The organism is Bacillus sp. FSL R9-9530 (assembly GCF_038008145.1).
In the GTDB taxonomy this organism is placed as follows: Bacteria; Bacillota; Bacilli; order Bacillales; family Bacillaceae_G; genus Bacillus_A; species Bacillus_A mycoides.
On the sequence record NZ_JBBOYO010000001.1, the window covers coordinates 2512617 to 2529812 of the forward strand.

The window sequence follows — 17196 nt, forward strand, 5'->3', positions numbered from 1 at the left end:
CCCCCTATATAAAACTACGCTCTTGTAAGTATTTCACGATTTGTTCTGCACATTCTTCAATAGAATACTTGTGCGTTTCTACAATTAATTCTGCTTGTTTTGGTTCCTCATACGGTGAATCAACACCAGTAAACTCTTTAATATCACCTTGTCTCGCTTTTTTGTATAACCCTTTTGGATCACGTTTTTCACACTCTTCAATTGGACATTTTACAAACACTTCTATAAACTCATCTGCCGCTAATAAATCCCTAACTTGTTTTCGATCTACTTGAAATGGTGAAATAAACGCTGTAAGGACAACAGTACCTTGATCTACAAATAGCTTCGCCACTTCGCCAATACGTCTTATATTTTCTATACGATCACTTTCAGAAAAACCTAAGTCTTTATTTAAACCGTGCCGAATGTTATCCCCATCTAGCACATAATTTCCTATATTCTTTTCAAATAGTTTACGAGCAACCGCATTCGCTACTGTAGATTTGCCCGAAGCTGATAAACCAGTAAACCAAACTACAAAACTGTGATGCCCATTCTTCACTCTTCTCTCATCTTTTGAAACAGAAGCTGTATGCCAAGTAATATTCGTATCCATCTCATTCTCTCCCTATTCTGTTACTACTTCTTTTTTCAAACCTTTAATTAGCACTTCCACTACTTCTTTACGACTAAATGCACTTGGCGGAATCTCACCATTCCTTAACATTTCTCGTACTTTCGTACCCGATAAAATGACACGGTCTTCTTTTCCATGCGGACATGTTTTCGTTGAAGCCATTGCTTCACATTTCGTGCAGTAAAAACTATGTTCAAAAAATAACGGCGTAATCCCTAACTCTTCTACTGTAAAATTCGTAAAGATTTCCTGCGCTTCATATGTTCCGTAATAGTCCCCTACCCCAGCATGATCACGCCCTACAATAAAGTGGGTACAACCAAAGTTCTTTCTTACTAGTGCATGAAATATCGCTTCCCTTGGTCCTGCGTAACGCATTGCTGCAGGAAATACACCTAAAAAGACACGATCTTTCGGATAATAGTTTTGAAGTAATACTTCATAGCTTTCCATCCTTACATCAGCAGGAATATCATCTGACTTCGTTTCCCCAACGAGCGGATTTAAAAAGAGACCATCTACAATTTCAAGGGCAGATTTTTGAATATACTCATGGGCACGATGTACTGGGTTTCTCGTTTGAAATCCAACTACTGTTTTCCAACCGCGTTTTTTAAATTCTTCTCTCGTTTCAATTGGCTCTAAATGATAAGAAGGAAACGGATTATTTCCAAAGCGTTTTGTAAGAATAATAGCTCCTCCAACGTAAACGTTTGGTCGTTCATATAATTTTTTCACACCTGGATGTGCTTCATCCGTCGTTTTATATACAAGTAACGCTTCTTTTTCTTTATCTGGTACAAAAATATCTTCTATTTGAATAACACCATATACATTTCCTGCGTTGACAAGTTTTACTTCCTCTCCAGCCTGCAGTTTCTCGGCTACTTCTTCTGTTACCGGTAGTGTAATCGGTATACTCCATACGCTACCATTTGCTAAACGAAGCGTTTCTACTACTGAATCATAATCTCTCTTCCCTAAAAATCCTGTAAGAGGGCTATATCCTCCTGTCGCCAAAAGTTCTAAATCACTAAGTGCAATTTTGTCTATCTCGATTTCCTTTACAATGTTCGATATTTCATATGTTTCATCAATGCGGTTTACTAATTCATTTGTTGTACTCATCTTCTTATATCCCTTCTTAGCTTTATTTCAAAATCTATCTCATTGAAAGTGAAGGCCACATTCCGTCTTCATTTTCCCAGCCCATCTTCCATCTCTTGAGTTGCCACCATCACCTACAGGTAATGTACATTTCTCACACCCAATACTCGGATAGCCAACATCATGCAATGGGTTATACGGCAAACTATGTTTATATACATATCGCCAAACTTCTTTCCAAGTCCAATGAATGAGCGGACAAACTTTAATAGATTGAAAACGACGATCTTGATTTATAAACTGTGTATGCTTACGCGTTTCTGATTGTTCCCTTCTTAAGCCTGATATCCACGCTTTTTCCGCTGCTAATGATTTTTCTAACGGTAAAATTTTTCTAATACTACAGCAAAGATTCGGATTACTTTCCCATAACTTCTCTCCATGAAGCTTCGCTTGTTCATCGAGTGTAAGTTCTGGCTGTTTTTCTATAATATTTAATGAAGGAAATCTCTCGCGTACCTTCTTAATTAATTCGTACGTTTCTTGAAAATGAACATTTGTATCCAAAAATACAACTTTAGCAGATGGATTTACTTGGTTTATAAGATGCAATAAAACCATTCCCTCCACCCCAAAGCTACATGCATATACAATTTCATCTTTATATTCGTAATAAGCCCAACTTAATACCGATAGCGCGCCTTTCGTTTCATCTTCTTCAGAAAATGAAACACTATTTTCTTTCCACGTTTCGTACGTCAACATGTTTTTTCCCCCTGTAAAAGCAAAAAGACGGCTTTAACCTATTAAAAATAGATTAAAACCGCCTCTAGTTTTTCTAGTCAGCGCTTTTTACTTTAAACGAACCTTTTCACTTTTTTCTAATTGAATCACTTTTCCATCTTGCACAACAATTGTAATGGAACCATATTTCATATCAGCAAGCATCGCTTGAATTTTCTCAGATACTTCATCAAAATGCTCCCGTACGCTCACGCAAACAGCCCCCCTTTTTATTCATAAAAAAAATCTTTCCCATTTCGAAAAGACTGTTCGGTAATATATTTTACCTTATCTTTCAAAATGGATTCCATTTTGCTGGATTTAGCACCTTGCTTTCTATAAGCAGGTTGCCGAGCTTCGTAGGGCCAGTTCCCTCAGCTTCTCTTGATAAGCTTTGTATTTGTATTTTATCACAATTCTGATTTTTTTCAATCCTAGTTTTCCGATATATTTAATTATTTTTCTTTTTTTAAAAGGAGTTGCCTTTACTAGACAACTCCTTCTTTCTCATTCACACCAGCTCTTTAATACGTATGCGATCGTTCCCAATGATATTTTCATATGTTTCACGTTCTACGACAATTTGTGACGTCCCGCCCTTTGCAAAGACGACAGCTGGTCTACGAATACGATTATAATTATTCGCCATCGAGTACCCATATGCCCCCGTGCAAGAAATTGCTAGTAAATCAGAAGAAGCAACTTGCGGTAAGTTAATATCCCAAATCAGCATATCTCCACTTTCACAGCATTTCCCAGCAATCGAAACGAGTTCCTCATTCTTATCATTCCCTCGATTCGCCAACATCGCCTCATAACGGGCTCCGTATAGAGCTGGTCTTAAATTATCTGTCATTCCACCATCGACTGAAACATATTTCCGAATGCCAGGAATCTCTTTCACCGCTCCGACTGTATAAAGTGTTGTTCCAGCATCACCTACGATACTACGACCTGGTTCAATCCATATTTCTGGAAGCGGATATTCACATAATGTAAACTGCTCTCTTATCGTACTTGTTACAGCGTGCACATACGTTTCAAGTGTTAACGGTGTATCTGAATCCGTATAACGTATACCGAAACCTCCGCCCACATTTAATACTTTCATCACATAATGTGTTCGCTCTCTCACTTCTTCTAAAAATTGGCGGAGTACTTCAATTGCTCGAACAAATCCAGCCGTTTCAAATATTTGTGATCCGATGTGCGAGTGAATTCCTAGCACATTATAATTTGATTTTTGCAAGGCAAGCTCAATTGCTTGCATCGCTTGACCATTTGAAACACCAAATCCAAATTTCGAATCCTCTTGACCTGTTGTTATATATTCGTGTGTATGTGCCTCTACTCCAGGCGTTACACGGATTAATATGTTCACAAATTTCCCATGTTGCATTGCTAAATCATGTAAGATTTCTAATTCTAAGAAATTATCTACTACAAAACAACCGATATTCGCCTGAAGAGCCATAATCATTTCTTCTTCTGTTTTATTATTTCCGTGAAAATGAATACGCGATGCCGGAAAACCAGCTTGGAGCGCAGTATATAATTCTCCTCCAGAAACAACATCTAAAGACATATTCTCTTCACGAGCTACTCGGCACATCTCCATGCACAAGAACGCCTTGCTTGCATATGCTACTTGATAAGAGAAACCACTTTCTTTAAAAGCACGATGAAACGCGCGGCACTTTCCTCGAATAGACTCTTCATCGTATACATAAAGTGGTGTTCCGTATTGTTTTGCTAGCTGCGTCGTATCGCACCCACCAATTTCTAAGTGTCCTTGCCCATTGATTCGGCTTGTGCCGTGTAAATACATTTAAATTCCTCCCTTATTTCCTCTAAAACTCATAACCCCAATCTTCTATTCATTGCAGCACGCTTTTAGATAGACAAAAAACGCGCGGAACAATGTTCACACGCGTTTCTTATTAGGAAAAATATATATTGAAAAAATAAACGAGTTGTTATCTCCTCAAAATAAGAAACCGCATCAACATCTCCAAATAGCTCTTCATAAAATAAATCTTATGACAGTACTACATTTATTCAATGCAGTCCCAATATATGAATAAGATGGTTATTCTTATATTTCGGCAATAGTCCCTTTCAACCTATGATCACAGATTCCATTAAATCTCCCATAGCTTACTCTTTCCTATCGCGGCCTCTACCTTTGAGAGTAGATGAGGTAAGTCTATTTAATTTTCAAACATCTAATTGTTGCTATTAACAATACCAAAGGACCATTTTATTTGTCAAACAATTTTTTATATTGTTTTTTTACAGTTTAATTTTGTATCATTTGGTAAGCGCTTTACTGAAACCTTTGTCACTTCCCATTCGCCCTCTTCGTTATTAAATGTAATCGTTACCTTCTCAAATGGTGGAACAATTTTCCCACCAACCTGTTCATACTTCGTTACTTCAATACTCGCTTGAAATAAATATGTACCACTATACACTTTTTTTAAACTAATAATTTTAGGACATTGATAAGGCTTCAAGCTCCCATATTGTTTTTCAATTGCCTTATTTATTTTTGGAAATAAAACAGAATAAAGGGCATCTTCCATAAGGGGTGCATCATATTGTGCTACCGACACACTCGGTAAAGCAAAAAGTATAACACTACTGCATACTATAAAATATAATAATTTTCGCATTATAACCTCCGTTTTATTACTCGATTCTTTTTGCGCACGATAATTATCATACATAGAAACTCCGTTTTATTGTCTCCCACTGCCCTTTTTCTACTCAATTATTATAAAAAAGCCCACAACTCTCTTTTATTTTCGTATAATGATACTCATAGTATAATAAACATAATAACAAAGGACTGTTCGTATATATAAAATGAGGCGCTAATCAAACCGGCTCACAAGAACCGTCATGCTTTTAGGAGAGGAGTATATTATGCTACAAAATCTGTTTCCAAAACTGCGATTTGCACTAGTTGCAGTCGTTTTATTATGGATAAAAACATATATTGTGTACAAGCTAGCATTTGATATTAGAATTGATAACTTCTTTGAAGAGTTTATGCTTTTTATTAACCCACTAGCTTCGTTACTTTTATTTTTTGGTTTCGCTTTACTTGCATCTAAGTACCGAAACCGAATTATTATTGTAATTAGTTTTATACTGTCATTTATTTTATTTGGAAATGCAATGTTTTACGGGTTCTATAACGATTTTGTTACTTTCCCTGTTTTATTCCAAACAAATAATATGGCTGACTTAGGGACGAGTATAAAAGAACTCTTTACGTATAAAACATTACTTTTATTTGCAGACGCAATTATTTTAATGTTTATTTCGCGTAAATTCCCATCATTTGGTGATAAAACACCCCTTTCTCGCTCTGAGAAGCGAACTTTCTTTAGCGGCGTAACAGTATTATTAGCACTACAAATTGTTGTTTCAGTTATATATAAACCACAAATGTTCTCACGCTCATTTGATCGTCAAACTGTCGTGAAAAATTTAGGGTTATACACATATCATCTATTTGATATTACACTTCAATCTAAGTCTTCAGCTGAGCGTGTATTTGCAAGTGGAGACGGGTTCTCTGAAATTAAAAACTATACAGACTCAAAAGATAAACAAGTTGATAAAAACTTATTTGGAGCTGCAAAGGGTAAAAATGTAATTTTAATTTCAATGGAATCTACACAAAGTTTTGTTATTAATAAAAAAATAAATGGAAAAGAGATTACTCCATTTTTAAATGAGTTTATTAAAGATAGTTTTTATTTCGATAACTTCTATCATCAAACGGGACAAGGTAAAACTTCTGATGCTGAATTTATCGTTGAAAATTCCCTTTATCCGTTAGACCGTGGTTCTGTATTCTTTACTCATGCAACAAATGAATACACTGCCACACCAGAACAATTAAAGAAATACGGATATTCTTCTGCTGTCTTCCATTCAAACGATAAAACGTTTTGGAATCGTGACGTAATGTATCCTGCGCTTGGATATGATCGTTACTTTAATTTAAATGATTACGTAGGAACGGAACAAATGTCTGTCGGTTGGGGATTAAAAGATAAAGAGTTCTTTGAGCAATCTATTCCAAAGTTAAAATCTTTACCACAACCGTTCTATACAAAATTTATTACGTTAACAAACCATTTTCCATTTCTTCTAAATCCAGAAGATCAATATGTTGATGAATTTAATTCCGAAAGTGGTGTTTTAAATCGCTACTTCCCAACCGTTCGTTACACGGATGAAGCTCTTAAATTATTTATTAAACAATTGAAAGACGAAGGACTATATGATAATTCCGTTATTGTCATTTATGGTGATCATTACGGCATTTCTGAAAACCATAATGCAGCTATGGCTCAGTTCCTTGGGAAAGACGCTATTACACCGTTTGATTCTATGCAATTACAACGCGTCCCTCTCATTATTCATGTGCCTGGCCAAGAAGGAAAAGTCATCTCTAAAGTATCTGGTCAAATTGATATTAAACCAACGTTACTTCATTTACTTGGTATTAAAACAAATCAATCCGTAGAATTTGGAACAGACTTATTTACGAAAGAAAAAGACCCTCTTATGGTAATGCGGGACGGCAGTTTTGTTTCGGAAGATTATGTTTATACAAAAAATATGTGCTATAAAAGAAGCACAGGTGAAGAAGCTGATTTAACACTATGTCAGCCTTATATTGAAAAAGCAAAAACAGAATTAAAATTATCCGACAAACTCATTTATGGAGATTTATTACGCTTTGATCCTAACAATCGATATAAAACCGGAACGATGACAACGAAATTTGAATAGTGTAGGAAGCAACTTTACAAAAGTTGCTTCCTTTTTTTACTTATTTTTCAAATTTCTCTTCTATACAATCTTTCACAAATTGGGAATTTTTTTCGTCTGAGAAAGAAATTTATGGTATGATAAAATAAGTAAACTTTCATACACTAATTAAGAATTTATAACAGAAAGCAAGGGATCAGATTTTGTATAGAGCAGCTATTCCAAACTTATTTACGCTCGGGAATTTATATAGCGGATTTTTGTCAATCGGCTATGCATCTTTAGGATATTATAAATCAGCTGCTATTTTAGTACTGATCGGGATGATGTTAGATAGTCTTGATGGTCGTGTCGCTCGTTTATTACGCGTTGATTCACAAATGGGAAAAGAGCTTGATTCACTCGCGGATGTTGTAACATTTGGCGCAGCACCTGCTGTTTTAATGTATTACACATCTTTTTCCAACTATGGAATCATTGGACTATACATAGCGGGATTATTCCCTCTGTTCGGAGCATATCGCTTAGCACGATTTAATGTAACACCATCTTCTACTTCTATGAAATATTTCACTGGAGTTCCGATTACTGCAGCAGGAGGGCTTGTTGCTTTCTTAACATTATTTTCACATACCATTCCAAAAATTGTTCTCATTACCGTATTTGTAACGTTCGCATTTTTAATGGTGAGCCGTGTTCGTATCCCAAGTTTAAAAGATGTACCAATTCCACGATATAGCATAATTATTACACTATTTTTAGTTGGAATTATTATCACAATGTACCAAACAAGTTTTGGCAACATTTCTGTTTTCTTATTCATTGCCATTCCACTATACATTTTGTATATGTTATCTCAATTTATTAGACAAAGACCTTCTAAAAAAGCGAATAAAGAAAAATAAAAAAACCTTCCGTATTTCGGAAGGTTTCTTTTTTATTTTGTAACTAATACTTTTTGATTTACAGGTGTTACAGGTTCTTCACCATTTAATACAGCTAAAATATTTCTTACTGCCATTTCAGCCATTGCATCACGTGTTTCGAATGTTGCATTTCCTACGTGAGGAGCAAGTACTACATTCTTTAATCCTTTTAGCTCTTCTGTAATTTTCGGTTCAAATTCAAATACGTCAAGAGCTGCACCTTCAATTTCATTCGTTTTTAGTGCATGAGCAAGTGCTGATTCATTCATAATTGGTCCACGTGAAGCATTTATAATATATGCTGTTTTCTTCATCATTTTAAACTGTTCTTCATCAATCATATGATGTAATTTCGGATTATAAGCACAGTTAATTGTAATAAAGTCCGCTGTTTGTAATAATTCTTCCAACGTTACGTATGTCGCTTCCAGTTCACTTTCAGCTTCAGGCTTTCGATTTGGTCCTGTATATAAAACATTCATTCCAAATGCTCTCGCACGCTTTGCAACTGCCTTCCCGATTTCTCCAAGGCCAATAATTCCGATTGTCTTACCGTGTACTTCGCGGCCCAAGAAGAATAACGGTGCCCATCCGTTAAATCCAGTTGTACGACATAACGTATCACCTTCAGGAATTCTACGTGCAGCTGCTAAAAGAAGTGCAAATGTTAATTCTGCTGTCGCTTCAGTTGATACTTTCGGTGTATTCGTTACCGCAATTCCTTTTTCTCCTGCATATGTGTAATCAATATTATCGTAACCAGCACCATAATTTGCGATAATTTTCAAGTTTGGTGCTGCGTCAATAACCTCTTTCGATACCTTCGTAGAAAGTAAGCTTAAAAGTGCATCTTTATCTTTTACACGTTCTGCTAACTCTTCTACACTAATTAATTCTTCTTTATTGTACATTTCTACATCATGATTTTTCAATAATTTTAATCCGATTTCTGGAATTTTCCCTGCTACTAATATTTTCGCCACTACTAACACCTCTTCTATACAAAATATGATATTTCTTATATTTCATTGTAAGAAATCTACATATAAAAACCAAGAAATTTGATTATAGTTTTGAAAATCGACACTTTTCCATAAAAAAAGAGGAGATGCAACTCTCCCCTCTTTTTACGCTTTTTCTTGCGATTCTTTCCCAAGCTTCGCATCGATTGTTCCTTCTGCAACTGTATCGCTAATTTGTTCCTCAATAATTGAGTTAGCAGTATTATTTGTTTCAGAAGTATAGGCTTGATCTGCCGCTTGTACGTTTTGTTTATTTTGTTGTTTCACCATTTTTCATCCTCCTTTTCATTCTTTCTTATTTTGAACAAAAAGGGTGATTTTCATCAAAAAATCGTGTTTCATTTTGAAATTATTACTTCTTCTTCAAGCAATCTCATCGTTCTTACTCGTTTCGTAAATGTAGCTATGTGAGAAATATCATGATTGCGTAATGTCTTTATATTCTCTTCCACATACTTTCCTAAATCATTCGGATAATGGGCATCTGAGGATAGAGTAATCGGAACTCCATGCTTAGCTAATACTTGTAAATAAAGCGGACTTGGGCACATTTCGCGCACAGGATATCGATAGTACAATCCCGCATTTATTTCTGTTGCTGTATTTGTTTCCACTAACGCACGAGCAATTTCCTTATAATAAGAAAGCTGTTCATTCTCATCTAACCGGTAATTAAATACTTTTATGTTATCGAGGTGAGCTATAATATCAAAAAGCTCGGAACGAACAGCACTTTCAACTGTAGCGAAAAACGTGTGATATAAAGTATGTAACTCATGCGTACCAAAATACTCTTTCGTATCTGGATTATCAAATCCCCATCCATCTATAAAATGGACCGAACCGATTACATAATCAAAGTCTCCTAATGCTAGTAAACCTTTTAACTCTTGTTCACCCCCGATAAAATAATCCGCTTCAATTCCAAGTTTGAGCGTTATCCCTCGTTTACTCCATCGCTCTTTTGCCTCTTCAATCGCCTTTGTAAAATCATAAATAGACGTTACTCTTACTTGATCTAACCATTCTTTTTGCAGGCGACCAAGCCTAGAATCACTAATATCTACATACTTTTCATAATATCCTTTCGCTTCATGAAAACGATATAAATGATCGACAATACCAACTTCTTTTATACCTTTTCGCACAGCTTCTTCTAAATATAAATCAATCCATTTCGCTGTAAATGGACCTTCCTTCACACGTCTTTGCAGGCGTTCTTGTGTTTTCATAAGCCATTCCATAGAATGTTTTTCTTCTTTAAGCGGTTCAAAATATTGTAGCGCATCATTTATTTTAGCTAGCCACCCTATTGAATATGGTCCTTCTTCTAAATGAATGTGATAGTCCACTTTCATCCATATTCCCCCTTATAATGTATCTATTTCTCTTCTGTCCCCTACTCGCGAAAGCTTTCCATTTCTTTCTTTCACTTCTTGCATGACATCTTCTAATGGAATATTTTTTTCGGCTAATAGAACAAAACAGTGATAGAACACATCAACCATTTCTTTTACTATTTCTTCTTTATCATTATTTTTAGACGCAATAATTACTTCGGTGCACTCCTCACCAATTTTCTTTAAAATTTTATCTTCACCTTTTGAAAATAAATAATTCGTATATGATTCAGAGAGTGGATTTTTCTTTCGTTCTTCAATTGTTTCAAATAATAACTTAAGGATATCTTCCATATGTATCCCCCTATATAATTTTGTAGTGAAAACACGTTTTTTCTCCCGTATGGCAAGCAGGCCCTACTTGCTTTACGACAACAACGATTGCATCTTGATCACAGTCTAAATAAAGTGATTGCACATATTGGACATTTCCCGATGTACCTCCTTTATTCCATAACGATTGTCTCGAACGGGAATAAAACCATGTTCTTTTCGTTTCCAGCGTCTTGTCATACGCTTCTTCATTCATATAAGCTAACATTAAAACTTCTTTCGTATCTTCCTCGATAACAACAGCTGGTATCAATCCTTTTGCAAAATTAGGTTTCATAACCGCACCTCAACGTTTGCTTCTCTTAATTTTCTCTTTACATCTTGTACAGTCGCTTCACCATAATGAAAGATTGATGCCGCTAATGCTGCATCAACTGTTGTCTTTTGAAATACTTCTATAATGTGATCCACATGACCACATCCACCTGATGCGATTACTGGAACAGAAACGCTGTTTGAAATTGCTCCTGTTAAACGAAGATCATATCCGTTTTTCGTTCCATCTGCATCCATACTCGTCAACAAAATTTCTCCTGCCCCGAGCTGGGCAACGCGCTTCGCCCATTCGATTGCATCCATCCCTGTATCGACTCTTCCGCCGTTCACGTATACATTCCATTTATCTTCCTCTACTTTTCTAGCATCAATTGCTACGACAATACATTGTGAGCCAAAATGTTCCGCACCTTCCTGGATTAACTTCGGATTTCTCACTGCCGCTGAGTTTATTGAAACTTTATCTGCTCCAGCTCTTAGTAAATTGTACATATCTTTAACACTTGAAATCCCCCCGCCAACTGTAAGAGGAATAAACACCTTTGAGGCTGTTTGTTCTACAACATCTATAATCGTTTTTCGCCCTTCATGCGTCGCAGTGATGTCTAAAAATACGATTTCATCTGCTCCCGCATCATTATATAATGCGGCTATTTCAACAGGATTACCGACGTCTTGTAACCCTATAAAATTCACACCCTTTACTACCCGCCCTTCTTTCACATCTAGACATGGAATAATTCGTTTTGCTAACATAGTTTTGTTACCTGTAACACTTTTTCTAAATCAATCGTTTTCTCGTAAAGTGCCTTCCCAATAATGACGCCATATATGTTCATATCATTTAATCTTTTCACATCTTGAATAGATGCGACACCTCCAGATGCAATCACACGAATACCCACGCTTTTTTGCAGTAACTCTAATTGCTCAAAATTTGGTCCTGCAAGTGTCCCATCTTTTGAAATGTCCGTAAACACAATCGTTTGAACACCTACACTTTCCATTTGCTTCGCTAAATCGATGTACGAAATTTCAGACACATCTAACCAGCCCCTCGTTGCTACGAAACCTTTTTTCGCATCAATTCCAACTATGATTTGCTCCTTATATAGACGAACCGCTTCTTCTAAAAATGATTTATCGTAAAGGGCAGCCGTTCCTAATATCACTTTTTCTACACCTACTGACAACAACTTCTCCACTGCCGCGAGTGACCGAACTCCTCCTCCAATTTGCACCGGAATACGTACCGCCTTGCATATTTTTTCAATGACAGGTAAATTTACTGACTCCCCAACAATTGCTCCATCTAAATCAACAACGTGTAGTATTTTCGCTCCAAGTTTTTCAAATATGATTGCTTGTGCGACTGGATCTTCATTCATCACCGTTTCTTTACTAAACTCTCCTTGATAAAGCCTGACGCATCGTCCTTCTTTTAAATCGATAGCTGGGAAGATTTCCATGCTTCTACCACCCCTTTGAAATTTTTTAACATTCGCATCCCAATTTCCCCACTTTTTTCAGGATGAAACTGTGCGCCAAATATATTTCCTTTTGCTACAAAACCAGGTACTTTCACACCATATTCACTTGCCCCATACACAATTTCATTCGGACAATCTGCATAATAAGAGTGGACATAATATACGAAAGAACCGTCCTCTACTCCATTCCAAAGCGATATTTCTCCTTCTTTTTTTAATTCATTCCACCCCATATGTGGAATTTTATAAGGAACTTTTAACTTTCGAATAACACCTGGCAATAAATTTAATCCGTTACAATTTTGTAGTTCCTCACTTTTTTCAAATAAAAGCTGCATTCCTAAGCAAATACCCAGAAGCGGTTTTCCTAAGCTCCCAACTTCTTTTAGCACACATACTAAATCTTTTTCTTCTAAAACGCCCATCGCTTTCGGAAATGTGCCTACTCCTGGTAAAATAACTCCATCACTTCTCAATATTTCTTTTTTATCATCCGTTATGATGTACTCTGTTCCAATATATTTTAATGCTTGTTCCACACTACGAATATTTCCCATTCCATAATCTATAATTGCAATCAATTACAACATCCCTTTCGTTGAATTTACACCATTAATATTGGCATTTTTATCGACTGCCTCTCTAAGCGCTCGACCGAACGCTTTAAATAAAGCTTCAATTTTGTGATGTGTATTGCTTCCGTATAAAATGCGAGCATGTAACGTAATATTTGCAGCATGAGCCACTGCTCTAAAAAATTCTTCCGTTAATTCTGTGTCAAAATCCCCTAGCTTCGGATTTGTTAATTCACCTTGAAATACAATATATGAGCGCCCGCTTATATCAATCGCGACAAATCCTAAAGATTCATCCATCGGTACATACGCTGAGCCGTAACGGTTAATCCCTTCTTTATTTTGCAATGATTCTTTCAAGCAAGTTCCGAGTACAATTCCAACATCTTCAACCGTATGATGAGCATCAACGAATACATCACCTTCAGCTTCAATTTGCAAACCAAATCTTCCGTGTCTAGCAAATAAAGTTAGCATATGATCAAAAAATCCAACTCCTGTTTGCACAGAAACATTCGTACTTTCATCAAGTTGCAAACTTAATTTAATTTTTGTTTCCGTCGTCTCACGTACTTGACTAGACTCGCGCATTATTCTTCCTCCTTAAACCTAATTTGGATTGCTCTTGCGTGTGCATGTAAACCTTCTTTATTTGCAAGTTCTACAATATGATGCTGTACACTTCTTAACGCTTCTTCCGTATACGAAACGAAGCTTGATTTTTTTACGAAATCATCGACGGATAACGGAGAAAAAAATCTTGCCGTTCCACTTGTCGGTAATACGTGATTCGGCCCCGCCAAATAATCTCCGAGCGGTTCAGGTGCATATGGCCCAAGAAAAATTGATCCCGCATGCTTTACATAAGCTAGAGCATTCATTGGCTCTTTTATGTGTAACTCTAAATGTTCTGGAGCGATTTCATTTGATAAATGAAACGCCTCTTCTAAAGAAGGGACAATAAAAATTGCTCCATTTCTTTTTATGGATTCACGAGCGATTTCACTTCTAGGCAACGTCTCTAGCTGTCTTTCTATTTCTCTTTCTACTTCTTTAGCAAGCTTTATATTTGTTGTAATACAAATAGCTGTTGCCCTCTCGTCATGTTCTGCCTGTGATAATAAATCAGCAGCAATATATTCGGCATTTCCTGTTTCATCTGCGATAACTACAATTTCTGATGGTCCAGCAATCATATCGATATTGACTATCCCATATACTTCTCGCTTCGCTAGCGCGACATATAAATTCCCTGGTCCAACTATTTTATCTACTTTAGGAATCGATTCCGTTCCATATGCTAGAGCAGCAATTACTTGAGCACCACCGGCCATATATATTTCATCTACACCTGCAAGACTTGCAGCAGCTAAAATATGCGGATCAATTCCTCCTTGCTTCGGCGGTGTTACCATTACAATTTTTTTCACTCCTGCGAGTTTTGCTGGCAATACATTCATTAATACTGATGAAGGATACGAAGCAGTCCCGCCCGGCACATATACACCTACATTTTCTAACGGACGAATAAGCTGCCCTCTAATTACCCCTTCACTCACGCAATCAAACATAGATTGTCTTTTTTGCTTTTCGTGATACGAGATAATATTTTTCTGCGCCTCTTTTAACGCTTCTAAAAAAGCTTGTTCTACAAACTTACTTGCTTGTTTTATTTCTTCCTCACTTACACGAAAATCTTTTGTCTCTACACCATCAAACTTTTTTGTATAGAACGATAAAGCCTCATCTTTACTCTCCCTTACGTTTTGAACAATTTCACTTACACTTCTTTGAACAGTTTCTTCTATTATATTAGCGCTTTCTCGTAGCGATTTTATTTTCGATAAAGCCTCTTGGAAATCTTCAAAAACTATCTCCATTTAAAATCCCCCTATTTCCCTGACAAAATTTCTTGTTCCATCATATTTATAATACAGAATATTTCGTCTTTTTTAGTTTTCAATGCAGCCTTATTCACAATCATTCGAGCTGATATAGAGCACATTTCCTCAAATACAATTAACCCGTTTTCTTGTAATGTTTTTCCTGTTTCAACAATATCAACAATTGCATCTGCCAAACCTAGAAGTGGAGCAATCTCTACAGATCCTTCTATTTTAATAATTTCTACATCCTCCCCTTTATCATGAAAATATGTAGAAGTAATGTGCGGATATTTCGTAGCAATTCGTTTTTTCCGATAACTCTTCGGATTATACGTAGGAATAGAAGCGACACAAAATTTACACACGCCCACTCCTAAATCGACCATCTCATATATATCTTTCTCAAATTCCATTAATATATCTTTTCCAACGACTCCAATATCAGCTACGCCATGTTCTACATAAGTAGCAACATCTACCGCTTTCACTAAAATAAATGAAATGTTTGTGTTTTTACTTTTAAACACAAGTTTTCTTCCTTTATCTTTGAGCTCCGAACAATCAATTCCAATTTTTTCAAACAGTGGAATAACATGCTTTTCTAATCTTCCTTTCGTTAACGCAATTTGAATGTTACGCATGAAGCCTTCCCTTCTTTCTGGATGATCCATTTCTCTCTCCATACATATTCCACTAGTGACTCACTCTTCGCCTCAACGACTGTCATTATTTTATTCTTGTTTGCAAATTGAAAAGTATCGTTTAAATCAGAGAATAAAGATAACTGGGCATTCTTCCCGTCCTTTTGAAGTAAATTTCGTAACCTTTCCGCTTCTGCTAATCTATTTAACTCATAATGAATCATAATATCTATGCTCTTTCGTTTATATGGTTCTTGCTGCTCTTGAAGTGCCTTAACTATTTGATTTACTTGCACCGCGAGCCCAACCGCTGGCATCATCTCTCCAAAATTTCCAATTAACTCATCATATCTTCCGCCACTAACAATCTCTTCTCCAATTTCATATATATACCCTTTGAAAATAACACCCGTATAATAATCCAAATGTTGAACCATACCTAAATCAATTGATATGTAAGAGCCATATCCTAACTGTTCAATTGTTTCATATATTTCTTTCACTCTCGCAATGGCCATTTTCATTTCATTACTTGAGGCGAGTTTTTCTGCTTCCTCAACAACATCTAAACTCCCGAATAACCTTGGTAGTTTCTCAAGTAACCTTACTGTTTCATCACACCGATTTAATTTCTTTTCTTCTATAAAGTGTGAGAGTCCGGCATAATTTTTACTTTCAATATACGTTCTAAGTAACTTCTCTTCTTCATCATTAATGGGGAGCTTTTTTACGATACATTTATATAACTGTACTTGCCCAATCTCAATTGTGAAAGATTGCACCTTTAATTTTTGAAGTGCTTGAATTACGCTTATCACACATTCAATTTCAGCCCTTACATTTTCAATCCCGATAATTTCAATACCACTTTGTACTATTTCATTATATTTCCCAGTAAGGGACTCATTCGCCCGAAATACATTCCCGCTATAAGTTACTTTAAGAGGAATATCCCCTCTCTGTGTTCCAATTACTCTTGCTAAAGGAATTGTCATATCTGGGCGTAAAACGATAATCCGTCCTTTTTCATCGAAAAATTTATACATCTTTTCTTCATCTATCGGCCTGTTTTGAAATGCAAAAACATCATAAAATTCAATTGTAGGTGTCCTTATTTCTTCATAACCTCTCTCTAAAAAGGTCCGTCTTAATTTTTGTTCCACTTCTTCAATTAACGTACATTCTTCGAATAAGTAATCTCTCGTTCCATTCGGATTTGCCCGTTTCCACTTTGTCATCTGAATTCACACACCCTTCCCTCTTTAATTTATGCCCATTCCATCCACCCAAACCGAAAATAAAAAGAGCCTTGTAGACAAAATACCTACAAGGCTCTTTAGTAGA

The 17196-nt window shown here is 36.1% G+C and carries 20 protein-coding genes and 2 riboswitches; of the genes, 2 read left to right on the top strand and 18 right to left on the bottom strand.

What is annotated here, in order from left to right:
* Positions 1 to 4: 4 nt before the first annotated feature.
* The 6 genes from cysC to MKX66_RS12535 form a co-directional block, all read right to left on the bottom strand.
* Positions 5 to 598, bottom strand: a complete 594-nt coding sequence (gene cysC, locus MKX66_RS12510; protein WP_061675107.1) for an adenylyl-sulfate kinase — start codon at positions 596 to 598, stop codon at positions 5 to 7.
* Between the two features lie 12 nt (positions 599 to 610).
* Positions 611 to 1747: a sulfate adenylyltransferase gene (gene sat / locus MKX66_RS12515; RefSeq protein ID WP_341086296.1), complete on the bottom strand. Its 1137-nt coding sequence runs from the start codon at positions 1745 to 1747 to the stop codon at positions 611 to 613.
* A 39-nt stretch (positions 1748 to 1786) separates the two neighbouring features.
* Positions 1787 to 2491, bottom strand: coding sequence for a phosphoadenylyl-sulfate reductase (locus MKX66_RS12520; RefSeq protein ID WP_341086297.1), 705 nt, complete (start codon positions 2489 to 2491; stop codon positions 1787 to 1789).
* An 87-nt stretch (positions 2492 to 2578) separates the two neighbouring features.
* Positions 2579 to 2722: a YezD family protein gene (locus MKX66_RS12525; protein ID WP_000116159.1), complete on the bottom strand. Its 144-nt coding sequence runs from the start codon at positions 2720 to 2722 to the stop codon at positions 2579 to 2581.
* A 72-nt stretch (positions 2723 to 2794) separates the two neighbouring features.
* A riboswitch (SAM riboswitch) is annotated at positions 2795 to 2903 on the bottom strand.
* Between the two features lie 117 nt (positions 2904 to 3020).
* Positions 3021 to 4337 (bottom strand): diaminopimelate decarboxylase, encoded by a 1317-nt coding sequence (lysA, locus tag MKX66_RS12530; RefSeq protein WP_002011695.1) that lies wholly within the window; start codon positions 4335 to 4337, stop codon positions 3021 to 3023.
* Positions 4338 to 4517: 180 nt separating this feature from the next.
* Positions 4518 to 4699: riboswitch (Lysine riboswitch) on the bottom strand.
* An 89-nt stretch (positions 4700 to 4788) separates the two neighbouring features.
* Positions 4789 to 5184 (bottom strand): DUF3888 domain-containing protein, encoded by a 396-nt coding sequence (locus MKX66_RS12535; protein WP_185949916.1) that lies wholly within the window; start codon positions 5182 to 5184, stop codon positions 4789 to 4791.
* Positions 5185 to 5437: 253 nt separating this feature from the next.
* Here MKX66_RS12535 and MKX66_RS12540 point away from each other — a divergent pair, with 253 nt between their 5' ends.
* On the top strand, positions 5438 to 7324 hold the full coding sequence (locus MKX66_RS12540) for an LTA synthase family protein (protein WP_002086724.1): 1887 nt from the start codon (positions 5438 to 5440) through the stop codon (positions 7322 to 7324).
* A gap of 182 nt (positions 7325 to 7506) precedes the next feature.
* Positions 7507 to 8208 (top strand): CDP-diacylglycerol--serine O-phosphatidyltransferase, encoded by a 702-nt coding sequence (pssA, locus tag MKX66_RS12545; RefSeq protein ID WP_002011698.1) that lies wholly within the window; start codon positions 7507 to 7509, stop codon positions 8206 to 8208.
* 32 nt (positions 8209 to 8240) lie between these two features.
* Here the strand turns inward: pssA and MKX66_RS12550 are convergent, their stop codons facing one another.
* From MKX66_RS12550 to MKX66_RS12605, 12 genes are all read right to left on the bottom strand, one after another.
* Positions 8241 to 9221 carry a 2-hydroxyacid dehydrogenase family protein gene (locus tag MKX66_RS12550; protein ID WP_080448125.1) on the bottom strand — a complete coding sequence of 327 codons (981 nt, stop codon included), beginning with the start codon at positions 9219 to 9221 and terminating at the stop codon, positions 8241 to 8243.
* A gap of 135 nt (positions 9222 to 9356) precedes the next feature.
* Complete coding sequence (locus MKX66_RS12555) at positions 9357 to 9521, bottom strand: YozQ family protein (RefSeq protein ID WP_341086302.1); 165 nt, start codon at positions 9519 to 9521, stop codon at positions 9357 to 9359.
* A 68-nt stretch (positions 9522 to 9589) separates the two neighbouring features.
* Positions 9590 to 10609: a histidinol phosphate phosphatase domain-containing protein gene (locus MKX66_RS12560; RefSeq protein WP_002011701.1), complete on the bottom strand. Its 1020-nt coding sequence runs from the start codon at positions 10607 to 10609 to the stop codon at positions 9590 to 9592.
* A 12-nt stretch (positions 10610 to 10621) separates the two neighbouring features.
* Positions 10622 to 10945, bottom strand: a complete 324-nt coding sequence (gene hisE, locus MKX66_RS12565; RefSeq protein ID WP_002011702.1) for a phosphoribosyl-ATP diphosphatase — start codon at positions 10943 to 10945, stop codon at positions 10622 to 10624.
* Between the two features lie 10 nt (positions 10946 to 10955).
* Entirely contained in the window at positions 10956 to 11261 is a 306-nt protein-coding gene (hisI, locus tag MKX66_RS12570; RefSeq protein WP_002086731.1) for a phosphoribosyl-AMP cyclohydrolase, read from the bottom strand.
* A complete protein-coding gene (hisF, locus tag MKX66_RS12575) occupies positions 11258 to 12016 on the bottom strand; it encodes an imidazole glycerol phosphate synthase subunit HisF (protein ID WP_215587512.1) in 759 nt (252 codons plus the stop codon). The genes hisI and hisF overlap by 4 nt, the downstream gene beginning before the upstream one ends.
* A complete protein-coding gene (hisA, locus tag MKX66_RS12580) occupies positions 12010 to 12729 on the bottom strand; it encodes a 1-(5-phosphoribosyl)-5-[(5-phosphoribosylamino)methylideneamino]imidazole-4-carboxamide isomerase (protein WP_215590982.1) in 720 nt (239 codons plus the stop codon). The genes hisF and hisA overlap by 7 nt, the downstream gene beginning before the upstream one ends.
* The gene (gene hisH / locus MKX66_RS12585) at positions 12702 to 13331 is read right to left on the bottom strand and encodes an imidazole glycerol phosphate synthase subunit HisH (RefSeq protein ID WP_002011707.1); all 630 of its coding nucleotides are present in this window, start codon (positions 13329 to 13331) and stop codon (positions 12702 to 12704) included. The genes hisA and hisH overlap by 28 nt, the downstream gene beginning before the upstream one ends.
* Entirely contained in the window at positions 13332 to 13916 is a 585-nt protein-coding gene (gene hisB / locus MKX66_RS12590) for an imidazoleglycerol-phosphate dehydratase HisB (protein ID WP_002030662.1), read from the bottom strand.
* Positions 13916 to 15205: a histidinol dehydrogenase gene (gene hisD, locus MKX66_RS12595; RefSeq protein ID WP_341086305.1), complete on the bottom strand. Its 1290-nt coding sequence runs from the start codon at positions 15203 to 15205 to the stop codon at positions 13916 to 13918. The genes hisB and hisD overlap by 1 nt, the downstream gene beginning before the upstream one ends.
* An 11-nt stretch (positions 15206 to 15216) precedes the next feature.
* Positions 15217 to 15852, bottom strand: a complete 636-nt coding sequence (hisG, locus tag MKX66_RS12600; protein WP_033708301.1) for an ATP phosphoribosyltransferase — start codon at positions 15850 to 15852, stop codon at positions 15217 to 15219.
* Complete coding sequence (locus tag MKX66_RS12605; RefSeq protein WP_341086307.1) at positions 15828 to 17090, bottom strand: ATP phosphoribosyltransferase regulatory subunit; 1263 nt, start codon at positions 17088 to 17090, stop codon at positions 15828 to 15830. Before MKX66_RS12605 ends, hisG begins: the two co-directional genes overlap by 25 nt.
* Positions 17091 to 17196: the final 106 nt, after the last annotated feature.